22 protein-coding genes are annotated in these 20420 nt (G+C 50.2%); 10 read left to right on the forward strand and 12 right to left on the reverse strand.

Going from position 1 to position 20420, the window contains the following annotated elements; genetic code table 11:
- Positions 1-43: 43 nt before the first annotated feature.
- The 4 genes from AC07OI_RS23350 to hemC are packed head-to-tail and all read right to left on the reverse strand — an operon-like array spanning position 44 to position 4146.
- Positions 44-1240 (reverse strand): heme biosynthesis protein HemY, encoded by a 1197-nt coding sequence (locus AC07OI_RS23350; RefSeq protein ID WP_492705976.1) that lies wholly within the window; start codon positions 1238-1240, stop codon positions 44-46.
- Positions 1241-1243: 3 nt separating this feature from the next.
- Positions 1244-2404: a uroporphyrinogen-III C-methyltransferase gene (locus AC07OI_RS23355; protein WP_492705974.1), complete on the reverse strand. Its 1161-nt coding sequence runs from the start codon at positions 2402-2404 to the stop codon at positions 1244-1246.
- On the reverse strand, positions 2401-3186 hold the full coding sequence (locus AC07OI_RS23360) for a uroporphyrinogen-III synthase (RefSeq protein WP_495258888.1): 786 nt from the start codon (positions 3184-3186) through the stop codon (positions 2401-2403). Before AC07OI_RS23360 ends, AC07OI_RS23355 begins: the two co-directional genes overlap by 4 nt.
- Positions 3187-3198: 12 nt before the next feature.
- Positions 3199-4146: a hydroxymethylbilane synthase gene (hemC, locus tag AC07OI_RS23365; RefSeq protein ID WP_492705970.1), complete on the reverse strand. Its 948-nt coding sequence runs from the start codon at positions 4144-4146 to the stop codon at positions 3199-3201.
- A 300-nt stretch (positions 4147-4446) separates the two neighbouring features.
- Here hemC and trpS point away from each other — a divergent pair, with 300 nt between their 5' ends.
- From trpS to AC07OI_RS23415, 10 genes are all read left to right on the forward strand, one after another.
- Complete coding sequence (gene trpS / locus AC07OI_RS23370; RefSeq protein WP_492705968.1) at positions 4447-5466, forward strand: tryptophan--tRNA ligase; 1020 nt, start codon at positions 4447-4449, stop codon at positions 5464-5466.
- 54 nt (positions 5467-5520) lie between these two features.
- Positions 5521-6747, forward strand: a complete 1227-nt coding sequence (locus AC07OI_RS23375; protein WP_495258889.1) for a winged helix-turn-helix domain-containing protein — start codon at positions 5521-5523, stop codon at positions 6745-6747.
- A 48-nt stretch (positions 6748-6795) separates the two neighbouring features.
- A complete protein-coding gene (locus AC07OI_RS23380) occupies positions 6796-7632 on the forward strand; it encodes a dienelactone hydrolase family protein (protein WP_495258890.1) in 837 nt (278 codons plus the stop codon).
- Positions 7633-7760: 128 nt separating this feature from the next.
- Complete coding sequence (locus tag AC07OI_RS23385; protein ID WP_492705962.1) at positions 7761-8216, forward strand: universal stress protein; 456 nt, start codon at positions 7761-7763, stop codon at positions 8214-8216.
- A 120-nt stretch (positions 8217-8336) separates the two neighbouring features.
- Positions 8337-8978, forward strand: a complete 642-nt coding sequence (locus AC07OI_RS23390) for a response regulator (protein WP_492705960.1) — start codon at positions 8337-8339, stop codon at positions 8976-8978.
- Positions 8979-9194: 216 nt separating this feature from the next.
- Complete coding sequence (locus AC07OI_RS23395) at positions 9195-9578, forward strand: response regulator (protein ID WP_492705958.1); 384 nt, start codon at positions 9195-9197, stop codon at positions 9576-9578.
- A 39-nt stretch (positions 9579-9617) separates the two neighbouring features.
- On the forward strand, positions 9618-10505 hold the full coding sequence (locus AC07OI_RS23400) for a helix-turn-helix domain-containing protein (RefSeq protein WP_492705956.1): 888 nt from the start codon (positions 9618-9620) through the stop codon (positions 10503-10505).
- A gap of 101 nt (positions 10506-10606) precedes the next feature.
- Positions 10607-11446 (forward strand): universal stress protein, encoded by an 840-nt coding sequence (locus tag AC07OI_RS23405; RefSeq protein WP_495258891.1) that lies wholly within the window; start codon positions 10607-10609, stop codon positions 11444-11446.
- Between the two features lie 139 nt (positions 11447-11585).
- Positions 11586-13514: an MASE3 domain-containing protein gene (locus AC07OI_RS23410; protein ID WP_495258892.1), complete on the forward strand. Its 1929-nt coding sequence runs from the start codon at positions 11586-11588 to the stop codon at positions 13512-13514.
- A gap of 113 nt (positions 13515-13627) precedes the next feature.
- Positions 13628-13951: a flagellar basal body rod C-terminal domain-containing protein gene (locus AC07OI_RS23415; protein ID WP_495258893.1), complete on the forward strand. Its 324-nt coding sequence runs from the start codon at positions 13628-13630 to the stop codon at positions 13949-13951.
- Between the two features lie 31 nt (positions 13952-13982).
- Here the strand turns inward: AC07OI_RS23415 and AC07OI_RS23420 are convergent, their stop codons facing one another.
- The 8 genes from AC07OI_RS23420 to ccoO all read right to left on the reverse strand — a co-directional run bounded on the left by AC07OI_RS23420 (position 13983) and on the right by ccoO (position 20406).
- The gene (locus AC07OI_RS23420; protein WP_495258894.1) at positions 13983-14759 is read right to left on the reverse strand and encodes a sulfite exporter TauE/SafE family protein; all 777 of its coding nucleotides are present in this window, start codon (positions 14757-14759) and stop codon (positions 13983-13985) included.
- A gap of 1 nt (position 14760) precedes the next feature.
- Complete coding sequence (gene hemN / locus AC07OI_RS23425) at positions 14761-16164, reverse strand: oxygen-independent coproporphyrinogen III oxidase (RefSeq protein ID WP_492705947.1); 1404 nt, start codon at positions 16162-16164, stop codon at positions 14761-14763.
- A 9-nt stretch (positions 16165-16173) separates the two neighbouring features.
- Positions 16174-16431, reverse strand: coding sequence for a hypothetical protein (locus tag AC07OI_RS23430; RefSeq protein WP_492705946.1), 258 nt, complete (start codon positions 16429-16431; stop codon positions 16174-16176).
- 59 nt (positions 16432-16490) lie between these two features.
- Complete coding sequence (locus tag AC07OI_RS23435; RefSeq protein WP_495258895.1) at positions 16491-17036, reverse strand: FixH family protein; 546 nt, start codon at positions 17034-17036, stop codon at positions 16491-16493.
- 9 nt (positions 17037-17045) lie between these two features.
- Entirely contained in the window at positions 17046-18458 is a 1413-nt protein-coding gene (gene ccoG / locus AC07OI_RS23440) for a cytochrome c oxidase accessory protein CcoG (protein WP_492705942.1), read from the reverse strand.
- 118 nt (positions 18459-18576) lie between these two features.
- Positions 18577-19581 (reverse strand): cytochrome-c oxidase, cbb3-type subunit III, encoded by a 1005-nt coding sequence (ccoP, locus tag AC07OI_RS23445; protein ID WP_492705940.1) that lies wholly within the window; start codon positions 19579-19581, stop codon positions 18577-18579.
- Between the two features lie 2 nt (positions 19582-19583).
- Entirely contained in the window at positions 19584-19730 is a 147-nt protein-coding gene (locus tag AC07OI_RS23450; RefSeq protein WP_492705938.1) for a cbb3-type cytochrome oxidase subunit 3, read from the reverse strand.
- 58 nt (positions 19731-19788) lie between these two features.
- On the reverse strand, positions 19789-20406 hold the full coding sequence (ccoO, locus tag AC07OI_RS23455) for a cytochrome-c oxidase, cbb3-type subunit II (RefSeq protein WP_492705936.1): 618 nt from the start codon (positions 20404-20406) through the stop codon (positions 19789-19791).
- Positions 20407-20420 lie beyond the last annotated feature (14 nt).

A 20420-nucleotide genomic window follows, 5' to 3' on the forward strand; every position in this document is an offset into this window, starting at 1 on the left:
CAACACAATTTAACCTGCACCTATCTCTATACAAGCCACTACTTCATAACATGGTTGCCATGGCACATTGACGATAATGGCTGGCAGCTTCCTCTGCCTGCCCCAATGCCTCATGCAATTGAGCCAGCTTGAGGTTGCCTTCGCGCACTGTGCGCGGATCAACTGCGTCTGACAAGGCTTGCTCCATATGTCTTTGTGCCTTACCCCATAATTTCTGGCGCAGGCATAGTGTACCAAGCGTCAGCGCCAGTTCAGGGTCTGTAGGATGCTGCTCTGACCATTTTTCACAATGTTCAATTTGCGACAACAAGGCAGCCGAACCTTCAGAGGCAGCTGCATCGCGATAGGCGCGCATGAGACGCTCGTCCCACTCTTCTGACAATGCCTTTTCGACTACGCCACGGGCATCATCAAATAAGCCGTGCGAATTGAAAGCTGTCGCTGCAGTGAAGGCAATAAAGGCAGATTTGCGGTCAGCCTGAGGAATTTCATACCAGACCCGACGTATGGATTCGGCATCATGTCCCTGATTCTTCAGCAAATCCTCATATGCCAGTTCACGCAAGCGCTGTGACAGTGCAGGATGCAGCGCACGATGCTTGTCCAGCGTGCGCACGAGTTTCAGCACTTCCTGCCATTTCTGTGCCTGCTGATTGGCTTTCAGAGCCCAGCGCAAGACCTGAATATGACGAGTACCATTGGCATTCAATTCACGCACAGCCTCAAGAGCCTTACCAGCCTGATGCTGATCGACCAGCAATTCAGTCATACTGACCAGTCGCGCTACCTTATACACATTGTCTTGCTCAAGGCCGGCAAACCAGGAATCGCGACGTTCATACTGACTCATATGATGAGCAGCACGCGCCCCTATGAGAGAGGCAACACCGGCATTGTCCGGCAAATCGGTAGCACGCATGGCGGCTTTTTCAGCATGGCCAAAGCGACCTTCAAACAAGGCTTTCAAAGCTTCGCGCAATGCTTTGTTACTGTCTTTTTCACGTTTGTTCTGACGATACATGGCCACTTTGCGTGGCATTTTTCTGGTGGTGACGATGGCACGTATCACCAGATAAATCACGACAAAAACGACCAATAGCAGGAACAGGAAGAAATTCAGTGACAAATCTATCCGGTACGGCGGAAAGAACAGAACCACATTTCCAGGGTTATAACGAGCGCCTACGGCAAGACCAACAGCAAGCGCAAACAGAATCAGAAGCCGGATAAAGATACGCATACTTTATGGCTTCACTTTATAGTTACGCACCGCATTCAGGCTTTCACCCAAAGTCGGCATTTCTATCGACAAATTACTCCCCTGCACCTGGCGCAACAGAGCCTGCACGGTCTGCGTCTGCTTGGCACGGGTATCAAAATACTTGCCTATGGCATCTTGCGCAGCAATCATATCGCTTCTGAAGATGCTTTCATTTCTGGACAACAGCGCCAGTCTGGCATTCAACAAGCGCAATTTCAGATTTTCACGGGCGAAATAAGATTGTGAGGGTGTCAGCAACAGCACATCCGGTGTTTCGACATTGCGCACGCGTATTAACTGCTTGACCTCATTCCACATCTCACTGGAAAAACTCTGCCAGCCATCTTGCAGGCGCATGCTCCAGGTAATTTCTTCGACATCTTCCACGGTTTTCTTGTCTGCTTTCGCAGTAACTGAAGATTTTGGCAAAACGCGCAACGGTGCCTTTGGCGGCGTGGCGGATACCACAGATTTTTCATCTGACCACAATGGGATATGGTCAATTTGGGCAATCACACTATCCAGACGCAGAGCCACGCCGGGCAAATCGAGGGCAGGCAAAGACTTCAATCTTTCTATGTCTTTGGCAATGGCGCGGCGTATGGAAATAAATTGTGGCTTGTCCGATTTCGCCAGGCGGCCGTCGGCATTTTGCAAAGCAATCAGGGCACCTTGTACGTTACCTGCCAATTGCAATTGCTGGCTGGCGGTTGCCAGTACCTGTTCAATCTCGGCCAGTGCCCAGTCGTCACGGTTCTTGGATAAGTCCTGATACAGCTGCTCCAAAGCCAGTTGCTGACTTTGTGCTTCAGATTGCTTGCCTTCCAACAGAATGACCTTGGACTGGATTTCTTTGGCAGTCTCTTGCACGTTGCGCGCCAGCACCTTGGTTTCGCTGCTATTGGTGTCGGCTGACAAAAGGCGCTTGGCAACTTCTTCACGCAAACCACTAATCTGGTTTTGTGAAGACCACCAGTTAGCTGCCAATAAAACTGCCAGCACGCCGGATACCAGATAGGCAGGATTGGCCCAACCTGGTTCCTTTGCAGCTTCTGCAGGTAAAGTTGGGGCTGGCTGTCGTACCTGGGCATCGACAGGATTTGCCGTCACGACGGCATCGGGATTTGATTGCTGTTCACTCATAGACGAGATTGTAACGCGACAAGCAGTTGTTCGTCGCCAGAAGCTGTTAAGGTTATGTGCAGAAACCCCAGAGATTGTGCGGTTTCTTCAATACGGCTGTGTGGCACCAGCAAATGTTGTCGTTGCATTTTTGCCACGCTACTATTTAAATTCAGAGTCTCTACATAATCACACAAATTGCGCAAGGCCTCAGAACTGGTAATGACCCAGTCATTATCGTCTTCAAGCAGTTGTGCTAAATGCTTTTCATTTTCATCATTCAAGGCAGGTTTAACCCTGCGATAAGCCGCCACCTGCACCACTTCCACATCCTGTGCGCGCAATGCTTCGGCCAATAATTCCCGGCCTGATTCACCACGCACTATCAATACTTTCTGGCCACGCAGCGCATCCAGGTCAAGTTCGGCAAGCAGGGTTTCAGAATCTGTCTTGAGCAGATTACGCGGACGTAAAATCGTCGCTGTCTGATCATTCACGCCATATTCAGCCAGTTTTGCCCGGCTGCCTTCCCCCATGACAGCAAAAGTCAGATTTTCGGGCAAGCTTGTCAAATGCCGGAAAAAAGCTTCTATCGCATTCGGGCTGACGAAGGCTATCAGGGCATAGTCTTGCAACTGCCCTAATTGCTTGATCAGGGCAGTATTGTCTTCCAGTGCCACTATCTCCAGCAACGGGAAATACACCACCTCACGCCCCATGGCCCTTACTTGCCTGGCAAAATCTTGCGCCTGGGCGACAGGCCGGGTGAGTATCACCCTATTGGCGAGCTTATTTGTTTGCATGCCGGGGCTATGTCACTCAGTGATCTCTGCTTTACACACCGCCAAAATGGCTTCCGCATCCTGCGCTGACAGGGCCTGTGCCAGTTTTAGTCCCAGCTCTTGTGGCTTATCAGCATCACCAACAGCTTCTGCCCTGGCGATGCGCGTGCCATCAGGGGTCGCCACCATGGCCCTGATCTGCATTTGCCCCTGGCTGACTGTGGCAAATGCTGCCAGCGGGATTTGGCAACTGCCGCCAAAGGCTTTGGACACTGTACGCTCCGCCATTACAGCTTGCGCCGTCTCGGTATGATTCAAGGCCGCCAGCATAGCTTGCAACTCTGGCCTGTTATCCGGTATTTCTATTGCCATCGCCCCCTGCCCTGCGGCTGGCAAGCTTTCTTCAGGATCCAGGCAGGCACGTATGCGCTCAGGTACACCGAGGCGTTTGAGACCAGCCGCAGCCAGGATGATGGCTGCATATTCGCCATTATCAAGCTTGCGCAAACGGGTATCCAGATTACCGCGCAGCGGACGTATCACCAGCTGCGGGTAACGTGCGGAAATCAGGGCCTGACGGCGCAAGCTGCTGGTACCCACCACGGCACCAGCAGGCAAGCTATCCAGACCTGCGTAGTCGTTGGAAACAAAGGCATCACGCGGATCTTCACGCTCCAGAATAGCCGCCAGGGTAAAGCCCTCCGGCAAATCCATAGGCACGTCCTTGAGAGAATGCACGGCCAGGTCAGCGCGGCCTTCTGCCATGGCGACCTCGAGTTCCTTGACGAACAAGCCTTTGCCGCCGACTTTGGAGAGCGCGCGGTCAAGTATCTGGTCACCACGGGTAGTCATACCCAAAATCTCTATCTGCCAATCAGGGTACAGCGCTGCCAGACGGTCACGCACATGTTCTGCCTGCCACATTGCCAGACGGCTTTCGCGTGAGGCAATAATCAATTTTTTAGAACTTGAAGATGTCAAAATAAGGCTACTTTCAACTGTAAAAGCTGGATACAAAAACCAGACACGATTTTATCATTGCAGGAAATGACTTTATAAGTAATTCAGATGACAAGATGATAGTTTTGCGTGAATTAAATTAAATGCAGGGACAGAATGGGGATAGAAGCACATCAAATCTGGTCAAACTTGACATAGTCAGCCTGAAAACGGCATCATAGCCTCAGAACACGCCTTGATATACGTCATGCCGCTCATGATTCAGCGGCTTTTTTTACGTATACTAGCTATTTTTCACCGCATCACCCAACTGGATTTAGCATGCTCCCTGGTACCGAAAATAAAAAACACCTGATACTGACGGGCGACCGCCCTACCGGCCCTCTGCACCTTGGCCATTTTGTAGGCAGCCTGCGCAACCGCGTCAAATTCCAGAACCAGTATGAGCAATACATCATGCTGGCTGATGCCCAGGCCCTGACTGACAATATGGAAAACCCTGCCAAGGTACATGACAATGTCATGGAAGTGGCGCTTGATTACCTGGCCGTTGGCATAGACCCGGCCAAATCAACTATCCTTATCCAGTCACAAATCCCTGAACTGACAGAATTAACTTTCTACTACCTCAATCTGGTCACGGTAGCGCGACTGGAACGCAATCCGACGATCAAACAAGAGATCGCACTGCGCAATTTTGAGCGCGACATCCCTGCCGGCTTCCTGACGTACCCGGTCAGCCAGGCGGCAGACATCAGCGCCTTCAAGGCCAGTCTGGTACCGGTCGGCGAAGACCAGATACCAATGATAGAACAGACCAATGAAATCGTCCGTCGTTTCAACCGCCTGGCAAATAAAGAGATTTTGGTGGAATGCCAGGCACTAGTGCCTGAAATTGGCCGTCTGCCAGGTGTGGATGGTAAAGCCAAGATGAGTAAATCTTTGGGCAATGTCATCAACCTTGGCTTTACACCTGCCGAGATCAAGGCAGCGGTGCGCAATGTCTATACAGACCCGCTGCATCTGCGCGTGGCTGACCCTGGTCATCTGGAAGGCAATGTCGCCTTTATCTACCTTGATGCCTTTGATGAAGACAAAGTCGGCTTACAAGAAATGAAAGATCATTATGTCCGTGGTGGCCTGGGCGACAGTATCGTCAAGGCGCGCCTGGAAGGCATCTTGCAGGATTTATTGAAACCGATACGCGAACGCCGTGAAGAATTTGCCAAAGACCGTGGTCAGGTTTTGCAAATACTGAAAGAAGGTACACGTAAGGCACGTGAAATCGCTGCGCAGACTACCGATGAAGTCAGGGCAGCAATCGGCTTAAAACACTTCTGATCTGCGGGGGGATTAAAACCCCCGGTTCTCTCCGTTATCCTGGGCGAAAATTTTATGAGCGCAACTGATTTCCATCTGACACTCAGTTCCGCTCGCGCCCTGCATCTGGCTGCACAAGGTTTATTAAATCCTTCGCCACGCAAAGCTGGCAAACAAGATGTGCTAGCCTGCATACGCAATATGTCGGCACTGCAGATTGACACCATCAGCGTGGTTGCGCGCAGCCCTTATCTGGTGCTATGGAGCCGCCTTGGTAATTATCCGCATGCGTGGCTGCATGAATTGCTGGAGGAAGGACATCTGTTTGAATACTGGTCGCATGAAGCCTGCTTCTTGCCGATAGAAGACTATGGTCTGTACCGGCATCAAATGGTGTCGCCACGGGGGCTGGGCTGGAAATACAACCACAAATGGTTCAAGGAAAATGCAGCCCAAGTAGAAACCGTCCGTCAACATATCCATGCAAATGGTGCCAGCCGTTCGGCAGACTTTGAACGCACCGATGGCAAAAGTGGTGGCTGGTGGGAATGGAAGCCAGAAAAACGTTCACTTGAAGTCTTGTTCACGACCGGCGAACTGATGGTTGCCAAACGCCATAATTTCCAGCGCATTTACGACTTGCGCGAGCGTGTGCATCCCAAGTGGAATGACAAAAAACACCTGAAACCCATCCTGCATTGCGAGCGCGCACAGATATTGCAATCCGTCCGCGCATTGGGTATTTGCAAGGCAAACTGGATCAGTGATTATTTCCGCATGGGGAAACCCGATATCAGTAACCAGGCAGCGCAGCTGGTCAAAGAAAGTTTGTTGATACCCGTCACGGTCGATCAGCACGACACCCTGTTTTATGTGCATCCAGATCGGATCGATTTGCTGGAACAGGCAAGCGAGAACAAACTGAAAGCTACGGCAACCCGCATCCTGTCTCCTTTCGACCCGGTGGTATGGGACAGAAAACGCGCCATAGAATTATTTGATTTTGATTACAAACTGGAATGCTATACGCCCGCTCCGAAACGGCGTTATGGCTATTTCACCCTGCCTGTCTTGCGCAAGGGTGCCCTGATTGGACGCATGGATGCCAAAGCCCATCGCAAGGAAGGCATACTGGAAATCAAGGCCCTGCATCTGGAACCAGGCATACGCGTTTCTCAAGCCCTGGCGGCGGACCTGGCAAAAACCTTGCGTGAATTCGCCCTCTGGCACGAATGCCAGGATCTCCAACTGACATGGAGCAATTCACCAGAGTTGACTCCCTTATTACAGGCACTGATTTAAATGTACCCACGGGTCGTATTTTTAATTGGTCTGCTGCTGACGTACAGCATGGCAATGGCCGTGGATGCACCAGAAATAGTCAGCTTCCCCAGTTTGGACCTGCAAAATGGGCAGGCAGTTCAGCTTGACGCCTTCTGGTTCCGTGCCGGCGGCAATGCCGCCACAGCACCAACCGTCATTGCCCTGCATGGCTGTGGTGGCCTTTACAGTACCCGTAAGGGACATGAACAGGACCTTAATGCCAGGCATCATAATATGGCCAGGCTATTGCAGGAAAATGGCTACCATGTGTTGATGCCAGACAGTTTTCGCCCGCGTGGTGTGAACAGCATCTGCAGCAGTGCCTACAAAAATCGTGACATCAGCACCAACAACCGCCGTCTGGATGTACAGGCCGCTTTGCAATGGCTGGGCAGGCAAGCTACCGTTGATGTAAAAAACATTGCTCTTCTGGGCTGGTCGAATGGTGGCTCTACCACACTGAATGCCTTGAATACTGCCCATAAAGCAGCAGGCAAGAATGATCTTTACCCCAAGGCAGCCGTTGCTTTTTATCCTGGCTGCCAAGCTTACCTGAAAGCTCGTCCCACTTATCGTCTCGCCTCACCCTTGTTGATATTGATCGGTGCAGAAGATGACTGGACACCTGCTGCCCCTTGCGTGAGTTTTGAAAAAATGCTCGCCCCCTCTCCAGTCAAGGTCAGCGTCTTTGCCGATAGTTATCATGATTTTGATGCCCCGGACCTGCCAGTGCGCAAACGCATGGATGTGCCGAATGGCGTACATCCGGGACAAGGCGTAACGACAGGCAGTAACCCTGCCGCCAAGGAACTTGCCTACAAGGAAATGCTGCTATTTCTTCAGCAGCAACTGCGTATGCAATAGTGATGCGCCGCCAAAAATTGCTGAATAATTCATCAAATCCCTTGTTTGAAATCAAAGCCGGTGCAACAATCAGAATACATACTAGAGGACTGCAACTGTTTCAAGTTCAATGATGAAAGGCTCAGGATATGTACTCCAGAATCTTGTTACCCACCGACGGCTCTGAACTGTCACATGCCTGTGTTGCAGCAGGACTGGAATTTGCCCAACAATTGCAGGCAGAAGTTGTCGCCGTTTTTGTTGCTGGCAATTATCAATATCCACTGTATGTGGACATTCTGCCCCCAAATGGACCGACTGAAGAAGAATATCAGGCAGCCATGCAAACCCTGGCGGAAAGCTATCTGCAGCCAGTCAGGGAAGCGGCAGCGGCAGCTGGCCTGGCCTATCAGGAAGTCATACAATTCAATGACTCCACTGCCAAAGAAATCGTCCACACTGCACAGGAATATGCCTGCGACCTGATCTTCATGGGTTCTCACGGCAGAAGTGGCCTGGGGCAATTCATACTTGGCAGTGTCACGACCAAGGTATTGTCACTGTGCCTGATACCTGTACTGGTGCACAGGATCAAGCATCACTGAGTCAATCATAAGTCAGACACAGGCCACATCCCGCGTCAGGCTACAGTACAATGATGAAAATCCTTGCCCTGACACAAGCATGTGTCAGATGCATCAACTGAACATGTACTGTAGCCTCCTATGACCCGTATCTTGATCGCCGACGACCATACCATCATGCGTGAAGGACTAAAACGCATACTTGAAGGTATAGAAGATATACAAGTAGTTGGCGAGGCGGTAGATGGTTTCGATACTCTCGAAAAAGTACGCAATACCGAATTTGATGTCTTGCTGATGGACTTGTCCATGCCTGGCCGTAGCGGTGTAGACCTGATACGCCAGATCAAAGATGAATTCCCTAAGCTGCCGATCCTGATACTCACCATGCATGAAGAGGAACAGTATGCGGTACGTGCCATACGCGCCGGTGCACGTGGCTATCTGACCAAGGAAAGTGCTGGCACGCAACTGGTCACCGCCCTGCGCAAGGTAGCCTCTGGTCGCCCCTATATCAGCATAGAAGTGGCAGAGCAACTGGCCATGAGTGCCATGCCTGCGGATGACAGCCAACCGCATACCAGCTTGTCTGACCGTGAATTTGAAGTGTTTACACACTTGGTGAAAGGCAGATCCATCACTGAAATCGGCGAACTGTTGCATTTGAGCGTGAAAACGGTCAGCACGCACAAGACCCGCATCATGCAAAAGATGAATATGACAACCCTGTCTGATCTGGTGCAGTACGCCGTTGCCCACCACCTCTTGCAGCCTCAGGCCTGAGCCCCTCCTCTTCCGTACTCCTCAATAAAATATCTGATACAGCGCAGCCAGTCCATGCAGGATGGCTTGCGCAAGCTCGCCTCATACATTGCCCTCTAGGAATATTCCTACAAGCGCAGCGTCAAATCTGACACTTCAAATCAGCATCCCCTGATTTAAATCAACGCCCGTGCTCACGATAATAGAGCCTAAGCAAACACGCACAGCAAGCACAACATGAACCTGTACATCGTCGAAGATTCACTCCTGATCCAGAACCGCCTGATACGGTTCATTGAAGAAGTGCCTGGCATGCATGTGCTGGGAGTGGCAAGTGATATGGGCAGTGCCTATCAAGCCCTGCTTGCCAATGATGCCGATGCATTGATACTGGACATCCAGCTTGCAGACGGCAATGGCTTGCAACTGCTGAAAAACATAAAGCAAAGCAGACCAGGAATCAAAGTGGTGGTACTGACAAATCATGCAACTGAAGGCAACCGCATCCATGCCTTGCGCGCAGGTGCAGATGGATTCCTCGACAAATCCACTGATTTTGGCCTGCTACAAGATTACCTGCTGCGTTGGCAGCAACCAGATTCGAATCATCAAATCAATTAATAAATTAACTAACGTCGCTTACCTTTCAAGGGAAATATCATGACTACAATAGCCTTCACAACCAGCACCGGCAATCAGTCTTCCATTGCCAGCAAAAGTGTCTTTCCAGTCATTTCCAATGAAGCGGGCTGGCGTTGTCATGGCAATCTCTGGTCGAATCTGCGGGAAGTCTGTGAACTCTTGCGCATTCCTACACCTGCCGCTTCCGCTGATGAAGAAGCTCTGTTTCAGCATGTACGTTTTAAAGCTGGTCAAAGGGTGCATACCATAGGCCAGGATTTTGACACTCTGTATATCGTCAATTCCGGTTTTTTAAAAACCGTACTGCTTGATGAATATGGCAATGAACAGGTATTAAGTTTCCCCATGAAAGGTGATTTGCTTGGTATAGACGGCATACATAACCAGCATCATGCGTCTGAAGCCGTCGCCTTGTCTGATTGCGACATCATCCTGCTGCCTTACAAAACCTTTTCCGCATTGGGGCGCGTTTATGCCGAACTGGAACAGGCCATGTTCTGTGTCATGAGCCGCGAGCTGGTGCGTGAACAAATCATGATAGGCATGCTCAGTGCCCTGAGTGCTGAGGCCAAGGTCGCCCGCTTCCTGACCACCCTGGGTGAACGTTTCAGTCAACTCGGTTACTCTGGTAAAACCTTTAATCTGCGCATGACCCGCCATGAGATAGGCAGCTATCTGGGACTGACCCTGGAAACAGTCAGCCGTACCCTGTCTGCCTTCAATGAAATGGGCTTGATCAGTGTTGACCAACGCCAGATTGCCCTCAATGACGTGCCTGCGCTGAAGACCCTGCGTCGCCTGCCACCAGCCAAGGCACGCATCAAGGTCAGTGAAAAGGTATCTGCTTTAGTTGGTAAGAATTTATTGCCACAATGGGGCAAAGAAGTTGCCGTTGCCTTAAATTAGTGTAAGCTTTAGCAAGTAGTCATCAATTTTTGCCAGGTTCCCCTGGCAAAAATTCGGCCAAACTTGTTTTTTTTCCACGATTTCACATCAAGGAGCAAAACATGCCTTACAAAACCATACTGGTTCATGTTGATGAATCTGAGCGCTCAAATTTTCGCGTTCGCGTCGCAGCAGAAATTGCCAAAAGCGACGAAGCCCACCTGATAGGAACTGCCGTTACTGGTGTCTCGCGTTTTATCTATCAGGATGGCAATATCAGCGCGAATGACCCCAACCTGACCATACATCTGAATTATTTGCGTGAACGCGCAGAAAAAGCTGCCAGCAACTTCAATGAACAAGCCAAGTCACTGGGAGTCAATTCCTACGACAGCATGATTGCCAATGATGAAGCTGGCGGCGGCATAGGCCTGCAAGCCAGGTATAGCGATCTGGTAGTCATAGGGCAGACCAATCGCGATGAACCTTCACCGTCAGTGTTGCCTGACTTCCCTGAATACCTGATCATGAATTCAGGCCGGCCGATAATGATCATCCCTTATGTCGGCGACGTCACTACAGTGGCAAAGCGGCCATTGATCGCCTGGGATACCAGTCGCGAATCGACCCGCGCCATTACGGATGCCATCCCTCTGTTGCGCCGCGCAGAACTGGTACATGTGGCTATTTTCAATCCCAAAGCTGTACCCGACAGCCACGGTGAACAACCAGGTGCCGATATCGCCCTGTACCTGGCACGGCACGGCATCAAGGTAGAAGTTGGCGTGCATAAGACATCGACTGATATCGGCAATGCCCTGCTGTCGCTGGCACATGATCTGGACAATGATTTGCTGGTCATGGGTGGTTACGGCCACTCACGTTTCCGTGAAATGATCATGGGTGGCGTTACCAGAACTATTTTACAGAGCATGACCCTCCCCGTACTGATGTCACATTAAACTGTGTATTTTTACGCTATAGCAAATGACACTCCTTTTACAGGAGTGTCATTTTCATTTGTAGTGACCAGAATAGCGAACTGCAATCTGACATTTCCGAATTAAAATAACTACCTCTTCATAGAACAACAAAAAATACATGGCACATGATTATCCAAGACTGGTAAAAGCACGCTGGATAGCAGGTCTGCTTGCGCTGCTGTCCAGCATTTTATGGTTGAATCACGCCTCCCTGTCGGCAATCCAGATGCCTGCTCCTTTGCCCGTACATACAGTGCTTGAAACCATCACCATCGTGATATTTACTTCGGTATTTATCGTCTGCTGGAATGCCTTTGGTGGTGCGCGAAAGAAGAGTAGTGTCATTCTGGCAGTCGCGTTTCTGTGTACCGCCATCCTGGGCTTCATGCATGCGATAAGCTTTCAGGGCATGCCCGGTTTTCCAGATACCGAAGACATGCATAAATCCCTGTTGTTCTGGCTGCTGTCGCGCTCATTCATCGCCACTACCCTGCTGGGTCTGGCGCTGGCACCGGAGGATTCTGAGGTCAGTCCGGCACAAGCCTATTTTGTGCTGATTGCGGGCCTGATAGCGACAGCTGGATGGATGATGATGGTATTTGCGCTGCCACATCTGTTACCACTGACCTATATCCAGGGCGAAGGGCAAACTTCCTTCAAAATGGCTTGCGAAGTCGGTCTGATTGCTATCAACCTGTTTACTGCCTATCAATTGAACAAGCGGAACGAAGCCATCTCCGAACCGGGCGAGCAAGGCGAACGCCTGCAGATAGAGCGAGCCCCGCTGTTCCTTGCTGCCATCCTGTTGGCCATCTCTGAAGTGTATTTCGCCATTTATGTCGATGGCAATGATGTCTTTGTCGCTATCGGTCATGTGTTCCAGTTGCTGGCCGCAATCGCGATTTATCGCGGCATGGTGGCTGTGAATATCCATACACCCTACGCCAGTCTGGCGGAAACCAGTCAAAATCTGGCTAACTCAGCCCACGAACTGAGTATAGAGCGTGAACGCCTGAGCCGCATGATAGATACGGCGATAGACGGCATCATCACCATCGATGAAACGCAATCCATCATCCTCGTCAATCCTGCAGCCGCGACCGCTTTCGGCTACGAGGTGCAGGACCTGATGGGCGCATCGCTTGATCTTGTATTACCGGAGCGTCATCGTAAGGTGCACGGCAAACATGTGCAGCAATTCGGTGAGACTGGTGAGACCCGCAGGAAGATGGGTGGAAATTTTGATGACTTTTACGTCACTGGTGTCAAAGCCGATGGTGAAGAGTTCCCGATTGAAGCCTCAATTTCGAGCCAGATTGAAAACGGCAAACGTTTTTATACCGTCATCTTCCGCGACATCACAGAACGCAAGGTCGCCAAAGAAAAAATGGCGCTTTACCATGATGAACTGACACAGTTATCAGCTGCCCTGCAAAGCATACGTGAAGAAGAACGCAAGCATATTGCGCGTGAACTGCATGACGATCTCGGTCAATTACTGGCCGCCCTGCGCATGGATTTATCGCTACTGCAAAGAGATAGTGTATTGACAGGCAAAACCCAGCAAACCCTGAATAGCATGGACCAGTTGTTACTGACCTCCATCACCACTCTGAGGCGCATTGCCACCGACCTCAGGCCACGTGCTCTGGATGAAGGCGGCCTGTACTTTGCCCTGCAAACCCTGCAAAAAGATTTTTCCCAACGACATGGGATAGCTTGTGACCTGGAAGCAAATGAAGAACAACTGGCGCTCGACGACGCGCGCAGTACGGCCATCTTCCGCATCGTCCAGGAGTCACTGACGAATGTGGTCAGGCATGCACATGCCACGGAAGTGCAAATCGCGTTCGAACGCAGTCCAAGTACCCTCAGTTTCAGCATTACGGATAATGGCAAAGGCATAGAGGCCGATGAGATGCGCAAATCACGCTCTTTTGGTCTGGTCGGCATGCGCGAGCGCGTCAAGGCCATGCAGGGAGAGTTTCTGGTTGATAGCCAACCTGGCGAAGGAACCAGGCTGAAAATTAATTTGCCACTAAATTAAGTAAATAAATCAAGCAAATAAGTTAAGCAAATTGAATAGCCGTGCAAACTTATCCGTTCCGGTATAAGCTTTCATTAAATCACCTTGTAATCACATTGTATTTGGAGTACTTCATGTCAGTTTCAGCGCTTAACAGTGGCCTTTCAGGACTCAAGGCTTACACTCGTGCGCTGGACAGTTCTGGCCACAATGTGGCGAATGCCAGCACTTCAGGTTTCGTCCCTCAACAAGTCAGTTTTCAAGAACAGCCTGCAGGTGGTGTGATTGCCAATATCAGCCGGGAAGGCAGCAGCCTGGCTTCGCAAGAACTGAGCGGTACTGATCTGACCAGCGAAATCGTGCAATCCATACAATTTAAAGCAGGTTTTGATCTGTCTGCAAAAATCATCAAGACCGCAGATGAATTACTGGGTACGTTGATCGATATCAAGGCTTGATACCGCCCTTGTTACCTTACCTGCCGCCCTCTCAGGCAGTTGGCACCAGACATAAGAATGATGGCATATCCTTCATATCAAAATGCCAAAGCCCTAAAGCACCTAGCCCTATCAAGATTGCTGCCCCCAGATAACGCAGGCCACGCATGATTTTTTTATTCTGCGCCTGTTGCATGACTGCCTGAGTCAGTAATAAATGCGGCAATGCAAACACGCCAAACACCAGCATCAGCAAAGCACCTGACCAGGCATCACCCGACAGCAAGGCAAATGGCGCAACACCGTACAAAAGGCCGCAAGGCAGGCAACCCCAGCTCATCCCCAATAAAAATGGATATTTTGCTGCCTGTTGCAGCGATGGCAGTCTCCTGGTCAATCCCGCATGTAATTTCGCCAAAAAACTTTGCAGAAAAGGGATTTGCGGCGACAGACCCAATACGCGCAATCCAAGAAGTATCAACATCAGATTGCCAACAACGAACAGAATTTGCTGTACTGGCAAATAAGGTTTGAACAACATGCCTGCCGTTCCAAGGCCACCAAGAATAGCGCCAGCAATTACATAGGTAAAAATGCGACCGCTTTGTAATAGGCCTTGATATAACACTCTGGCTTGCAAATTGACGGCAATTTGTCCAGTCCCGCCCTGGGGTACAACGGCAATCGGAATGGTTTTACTGGCTGGACTATCGCGTTTCTGCCCCGCCTGCGTCAACAGCATGGAGATCCCACCGCACATTCCAACACAATGGACACCACCTATGGCACCGGCAGTCATCGCGGCAAATACCAAAGGGAGGGTCAGCATATCAAATCAATTTGGAATACCGGGCACCTGACTGCTGCGACAGGTAGCAATCAAAGACCATCGCCAGTGCGCGTACGAACAAACGCCCTTTGGCAGGAATGCTGATACTGGCATCATCAATAAGTACTATGCCTTCTTTGGCATAGTCTTGCAGCTTCAGCAATTCAGCAGCAAAGTAATCGGAGAAAGAGATGCCATATTGAATCTCAAGAAATTTGAAATTCAGGGTATTACTGCACATCAGGCTCATGATGATCTGCCTGCGCAAGATATCATCAACATCAAGATGGTATCCTTTCTCGACAGGCAATATTCCCTTGTCCAGACTGGCATAGTATTCATCCAGCGTGCGCAGATTCTGACCATAAGACGCGCCCACCTTGCCTATCGCCGACAAGCCCAGGGCAATAAGATCGCAATCTGCGCGCGTGGTGTAACCCTGAAAATTCCGATGCAGGCTACCATCCAGCGTTGCCAATGCCAGGCTGTCATCCGGTTTGGCGAAATGATCGAGACCTATGTAAATGTAACCCTCAGCCAGCAAGCGTTTGATCGACATCAAAAAAATCTGCAAGCGCTGTTCTGCAGAAGGCAAATCTGCTTCGGCAATACGGCGCTGTGGTTTAAACCTGGTCGGCAGGTGTGCGTAGTTATACAGCGCAATGCGTGCTGGCGAGAGTGCGATGACCTGATCCAGGGTTTGCGAAAAACTGTCCAGATTTTGCTTGGGCAAGCCATAGATCAAATCAAAATTGATGGATTGAAAACCACAGGCGCGGCTATCAGCGACAGTTTGTGCCACCATCTCATAAGGCTGGATACGGTGCACTGCCTTTTGCACATCAGCATTGAAGTCCTGCACACCCAGGCTGGTGCGGTTGAAACCCAGCTCCGCCAACAATTGCAAGGTCTCTGTCGTGACTGTGCGCGGATCTATTTCTATCGAGATTTCAGCATCATCAGAAAAATCAAAATGTTCGCGCAGCAAGTGCATCAACTGACGCAGTTCAGCATGACTGAGGAAGGTAGGCGTACCACCACCCAGATGCAACTGGCTCAGGGTTTCCCTGTGATGCAAATGCCCTGTGACCAGCTTCAACTCTTTGGCCAGATATTCCAGATATTTGGCTGAGCGTCCATGGTCTTTGGTAATGACCTTATTGCAGGCGCAGTAGTAACACAACGAAGCACAAAACGGAATGTGTATGTATAGCGATAAAGGCGGCTTGTTCAATAAACGGCTGCGCTCTTCCAGGTAGAGTATGTAAGATTCTGCAGTAAAACCTTCCATGAATCTGTCTGCCGTTGGGTAAGACGTGTATCTCGGCCCCAGACTGTCGAAACGACGTATCAAAGCTTCTGGGATTTCTATTGCTGGAAATGCAGCCAGTTCGTTCATTTTCATGATGATGTCTCAATGTGCTTTCTGCACAAGCAAGGCCGTTAAACCACTAGACAGAATTCCCAGCATCCAGAAGGCAAAAAAACCTACTGTGTAAACACCAGTTTCATGCATTTGCAGGCGCTGATCCAGCACAATCATTTCCATAGGATCAATAAGGCTGAAAAACAAGCCAGTTGCCGCACAAGCCATCAAAAATGCAGGCCACAAGACGATCATTAACATGGAGCGCAACTGTGGTTTGCGTGATGTGATAGTGCTATTTTCCAAATCCTGTCCCCTTCTAGTGGTTATCCAGCCTCAGGTCAGCAAGCTTTCAGGGATTACCTTCATTTTGCTGCATTCAGTTGCACCGATTTTTGTTCTGGATCAAACCAGTCACCTGTCAAACGCCAGTCTGTTGTCTCCAGTTTGATATGAAACAGCTTTACAGTTCCCTCACCCGCCTTGGGCATCAATTTCAAGTCACCTTCATACTGTCCAGGCGAGGTCTGTTTCATAGGTAGTCGGCGGATGACTTCACTGACAGAATTACTGCCAGCAGCGGCATTGGCCATACTGAGTTGTATGGTCTCTGGCAAATTGCTCTTGCCACTGAGTTGCAACATGATCTTGCCTTTGACAAAGTCAGCATTGATGTAGGCATTCAGTTGCAATTCCCTGGCCCTGGCGTCACGCTGTATATCTTTGTTGATCATCAAGCCTTGCTTGTAATAGTCTTCGGCGACGACCTTATCAGCGCCACGCATGGCAATGTAGCCAGTGTAAATACTTGCGCAAACCACAAATGCCGGACCACCAGCAACCAGCAGCAACCATGGTTCTTTGTACCAGGTATCACGCCTGGATTTTGGGGGCATCAAACTGGCTTCCATTTTCTTCTCCTATCGTGGAACGATGAACACGGCTTTTTCAGTCACAGTCACTTCTGGCGAGTCCAGATCCTTGACAATAAAGCGTATGCGATTGGAACCTTTGGCCAACACATTTGCTGGCACCCTGACCCTGATCGGGAAGGCTTTTGCTGTTGCAGATCCAACTTCAAGATTAGCTGAATTCACGATAACTGCACCACTTGCACCCTGCACTTCCACACTGTAATGCCGGGCGGACTCCTGGGTGTTCATCACTTGCAGGCGATAGACATTTTCTATCGCACCCGTTTCTGTGATCTTGGGCATGCCGCGGTCTTTAATGACATCAAGCTTTAAAGGCGTATGCAGGGCCAGAGAAACGGCTGCCAGTAAAATAATCAAACCCAGCAAACCACCGTAGATCAGGGTACGCATGCGGAACACCCGCCTCCACATGGCTTTGTCATCCAGTTTTCGTGTCAGCGCATGTTCGGTGGTATAGCGTATCAAACCCCGTTCATAGCCCATCTTGTCCATGACCTGGTCACAGCCATCAATACAGGCACCGCAGGCGATACACTCATATTGCAAGCCTTCACGGATATCAATTCCGGTAGGACAGACCTGCACGCAAATCCCGCAATCGACACAGTCACCCAGGCCTTGTGCCTTGTAGTCGACTTTCTTGTTCCTTGAACCGCGAGGATCGCCACGTGCGGTATCGTAAGTAACAATCAGTGTGTCCTTGTCAAACATGGCACTCTGGAAGCGTGCATAAGGACACATATATTTGCAGACCTGCTCACGCATCCAGCCCGCATTACCATAAGTGGCAAAGCCATAGAACAGGAACCAGAATGTTTCCCATGGGCCTAGCGTAAAATTGCCCACTTCTATCGCCAGTTCACGTATGGGTGTGAAATAACCGACAAAGGTAAAACCCGTCCACAGTGCCAGCGTTATCCAGATGAAATGCTTGATGAATTTGAGTGAAAACTTGCGTGCCGACATGGGCGCGGCATCCAGCTTGATCCTGGCATTACGCTCACCTTCTATCTTCTGTTCTATCCATAAAAAGATTTCCGTGTACACGGTTTGCGGACAGGCATAACCACAAAACACTCTGCCAGCAATGGCGGTAAACAAAAATAGACTCAGGGCAGAAATGACCAGCAAGACTGCCAGATAAATAAAATCCTGTGGCCATAGAACCAGGCCAAAAATATAAAATTTACGTGCTACCAGATCAAACAATACTGCCTGTCTGTCATTCCAGTTCAGCCAGGCTGTGCCATAAAACAAAGCCTGGGTAAAAAACACCAGCACCCAACGCCAGGAAGAAAACCAGCCTGTTTGCGTACGTGGATAGATCTTCCTGCGCTCTTCAAAAAGCGCCAATTCAGCTTCTTCTATCGGCACCTGGATGATGGGTATGTGCTTCATCGTGATTCTGTTTTTCTTAATAAGACAAGGTGGCAAGGCCAAACAATGCAGGCGGGACATGCTGTATGATCACTTTCCCTCCCTGCGTATGATTGGCGTTGTCATGGTTATCATTCACTTACTTGTTTGAGTTCGCCGCGCCCGATGCCGTTGCAGCGATCTGTTTGACTGCGCCAACGTCGGCATCGCCAATCTGTGCAGAAGCTGAATTATTTGACAGTCCCCAGACATAGGCAGCCAGCAGGTGCAGCTTGCCGTCCGTCAAAATGGTTTTATGCGCTGGCATCTGGTTATTGCGTCCCTTGTTGATGGTTTCCATGACGTTTTCAATACCGCCACCATATAGCCACACTTTATCCGTCAGGTTTGGTGCACCCAGTGCCTGATTACCCTTCCCATCACCACCATGACAGGCGGCGCAAGCAGCGAATTTGGATTTGCCTAATGCGGCCTTGATAGGGTCATACGCAGAATTGGACAGGCTCAATACATAATTGGCGACGTTACGAACATCATCATCAGTACCCAGCGCCACGCCCATGGGTGGCATCTGGCCATGGCGGCCTTCGCGTATGGTAGTCAGGATGGTTTGTGGGTCACCACCATACAGCCAGTCATTGTCGGCCAGATTAGGATAGCCCTTGCCGCCTTGCGCATCAGAGCCATGGCATTGTGCGCAGGTGTTCAGGAACAGACGCTGACCAATTTCACGGGCTTGCGGATCTTTGGCAACTGCCTTGATATCCATGGCAAGATATTTATTGAAGATAGGGCCATATTGCGCCTCACCATCTTTCATTTCTTTTTCATATTCACCTTTTTGACTCCAGCCAAATGTGCCCTGCCATTTGCCAAAACCAGGGTACACAATCAGGTAGCCAACGCTATACACCACGGTCAGATAAAACAGCCACATCCACCATTTAGGCAGGGGGTTGTTTTGTTCCATCAAGTCGCCGTCCCAGACGTGGCCAGTGGTTTCTGCAGGCAAGGGCTTGCCATCGCTGCCGACTTTGACCTTGACCTTGGATTGTGACCACAGCAGTAACACGCAGGCCAGCATGGACAAGGCCGTAGCGATGGCGATGCCGGTACTCCACCATTCATTAAAAAAGTCTGCCATGGCTATTTTCCATTCTCATTATCAATTGGCAAGCGCGCCATTTTTTCAAACCTTTCCTTGTTACCCGCACTAAATGCCCAGTAGATAATGCCAAGGAATACGATGAGGCTGATGACGGTAACGACGCTGCTGATTATTGTGAAATTCATTTTTAATTTCTCCCCGAATAGCCGGGCCACTCAAAAACAGGGCCAGGCCATTCCTCTGTCAATTCTTGTTCGTGATCGCAGTGCCCAACACTTGCAGATAAGCGATCACCGCATCCAGTTCAGTCTTGTTCGCCAACTCAGAAGCACCAGCCTTGATTTGCGCATCGGTGTAAGGCACTCCCAAGGCTTTCATGGCTTTGAGTTTGGGCGTGACCTCATCAGGCACGAGCTGTGTTTTAGCCAGCCATGGATAGGCAGGCATATTCGACTCCACCACGACCGAACGCGGATCATTCAGATGGTCTTTGTGCCAGGTATCGCTGTAGCGTCCGCCAACACGCGCCAGATCGGGGCCAGTGCGTTTGCTCCCCCATTGAAAGGGGTGGTCGTAGACAGATTCACCTGCCACAGAATAATGGCCATAGCGTTCAGTCTCGGCACGGAAAGGGCGTATCATCTGTGAATGACAGCCATAGCAGCCTTCTCTCAGATAAACGTCACGACCTGCCAGTTGCAGCGCCGAATAAGGCTGCATGCCCTGTACTGGCTGGGTCGTTGATTTTTGAAAAAACAAAGGAACGATTTCAACCAGGCCGCCGACACTGATGGTCAGGATCACCAGCACCAGCAGCAAGCCCACATTCCGCTCAATCAAGTCATGAGTAAAATTACGCATTCAATTTCTCCTTT

It is taken from the genome of Undibacterium sp. GW821-FHT07F11, assembly GCF_059418665.1.

What these genes read in the sequence shown, in the direction of transcription:
- AC07OI_RS23415 (WP_495258893.1), top strand. Translation starts at nt 13,628, where the DNA reads ATGTCAGTTTCAGCGCTTAACAGTGGCCTTTCAGGACTCAAGGCTTAC.
- ccoO (WP_492705936.1), bottom strand. Translation starts at nt 20,406, where the DNA reads ATGCGTAATTTTACTCATGACTTGATTGAGCGGAATGTGGGCTTGCTG.
- AC07OI_RS23410 (WP_495258892.1), top strand. Translation starts at nt 11,586, where the DNA reads ATGGCACATGATTATCCAAGACTGGTAAAAGCACGCTGGATAGCAGGT.
- AC07OI_RS23435 (WP_495258895.1), bottom strand. Translation starts at nt 17,036, where the DNA reads ATGGAAGCCAGTTTGATGCCCCCAAAATCCAGGCGTGATACCTGGTAC.
- hemN (WP_492705947.1), bottom strand. Translation starts at nt 16,164, where the DNA reads ATGAAAATGAACGAACTGGCTGCATTTCCAGCAATAGAAATCCCAGAA.
- trpS (WP_492705968.1), top strand. Translation starts at nt 4,447, where the DNA reads ATGCTCCCTGGTACCGAAAATAAAAAACACCTGATACTGACGGGCGAC.
- AC07OI_RS23450 (WP_492705938.1), bottom strand. Translation starts at nt 19,730, where the DNA reads ATGAATTTCACAATAATCAGCAGCGTCGTTACCGTCATCAGCCTCATC.
- AC07OI_RS23360 (WP_495258888.1), bottom strand. Translation starts at nt 3,186, where the DNA reads ATGCAAACAAATAAGCTCGCCAATAGGGTGATACTCACCCGGCCTGTC.
- AC07OI_RS23395 (WP_492705958.1), top strand. Translation starts at nt 9,195, where the DNA reads ATGAACCTGTACATCGTCGAAGATTCACTCCTGATCCAGAACCGCCTG.
- AC07OI_RS23390 (WP_492705960.1), top strand. Translation starts at nt 8,337, where the DNA reads ATGACCCGTATCTTGATCGCCGACGACCATACCATCATGCGTGAAGGA.
- AC07OI_RS23350 (WP_492705976.1), bottom strand. Translation starts at nt 1,240, where the DNA reads ATGCGTATCTTTATCCGGCTTCTGATTCTGTTTGCGCTTGCTGTTGGT.
- AC07OI_RS23380 (WP_495258890.1), top strand. Translation starts at nt 6,796, where the DNA reads ATGGCAATGGCCGTGGATGCACCAGAAATAGTCAGCTTCCCCAGTTTG.
- AC07OI_RS23375 (WP_495258889.1), top strand. Translation starts at nt 5,521, where the DNA reads ATGAGCGCAACTGATTTCCATCTGACACTCAGTTCCGCTCGCGCCCTG.
- ccoP (WP_492705940.1), bottom strand. Translation starts at nt 19,581, where the DNA reads ATGGCAGACTTTTTTAATGAATGGTGGAGTACCGGCATCGCCATCGCT.
- AC07OI_RS23355 (WP_492705974.1), bottom strand. Translation starts at nt 2,404, where the DNA reads ATGAGTGAACAGCAATCAAATCCCGATGCCGTCGTGACGGCAAATCCT.
- AC07OI_RS23400 (WP_492705956.1), top strand. Translation starts at nt 9,618, where the DNA reads ATGACTACAATAGCCTTCACAACCAGCACCGGCAATCAGTCTTCCATT.
- AC07OI_RS23420 (WP_495258894.1), bottom strand. Translation starts at nt 14,759, where the DNA reads ATGCTGACCCTCCCTTTGGTATTTGCCGCGATGACTGCCGGTGCCATA.
- AC07OI_RS23405 (WP_495258891.1), top strand. Translation starts at nt 10,607, where the DNA reads ATGCCTTACAAAACCATACTGGTTCATGTTGATGAATCTGAGCGCTCA.
- ccoG (WP_492705942.1), bottom strand. Translation starts at nt 18,458, where the DNA reads ATGAAGCACATACCCATCATCCAGGTGCCGATAGAAGAAGCTGAATTG.
- AC07OI_RS23385 (WP_492705962.1), top strand. Translation starts at nt 7,761, where the DNA reads ATGTACTCCAGAATCTTGTTACCCACCGACGGCTCTGAACTGTCACAT.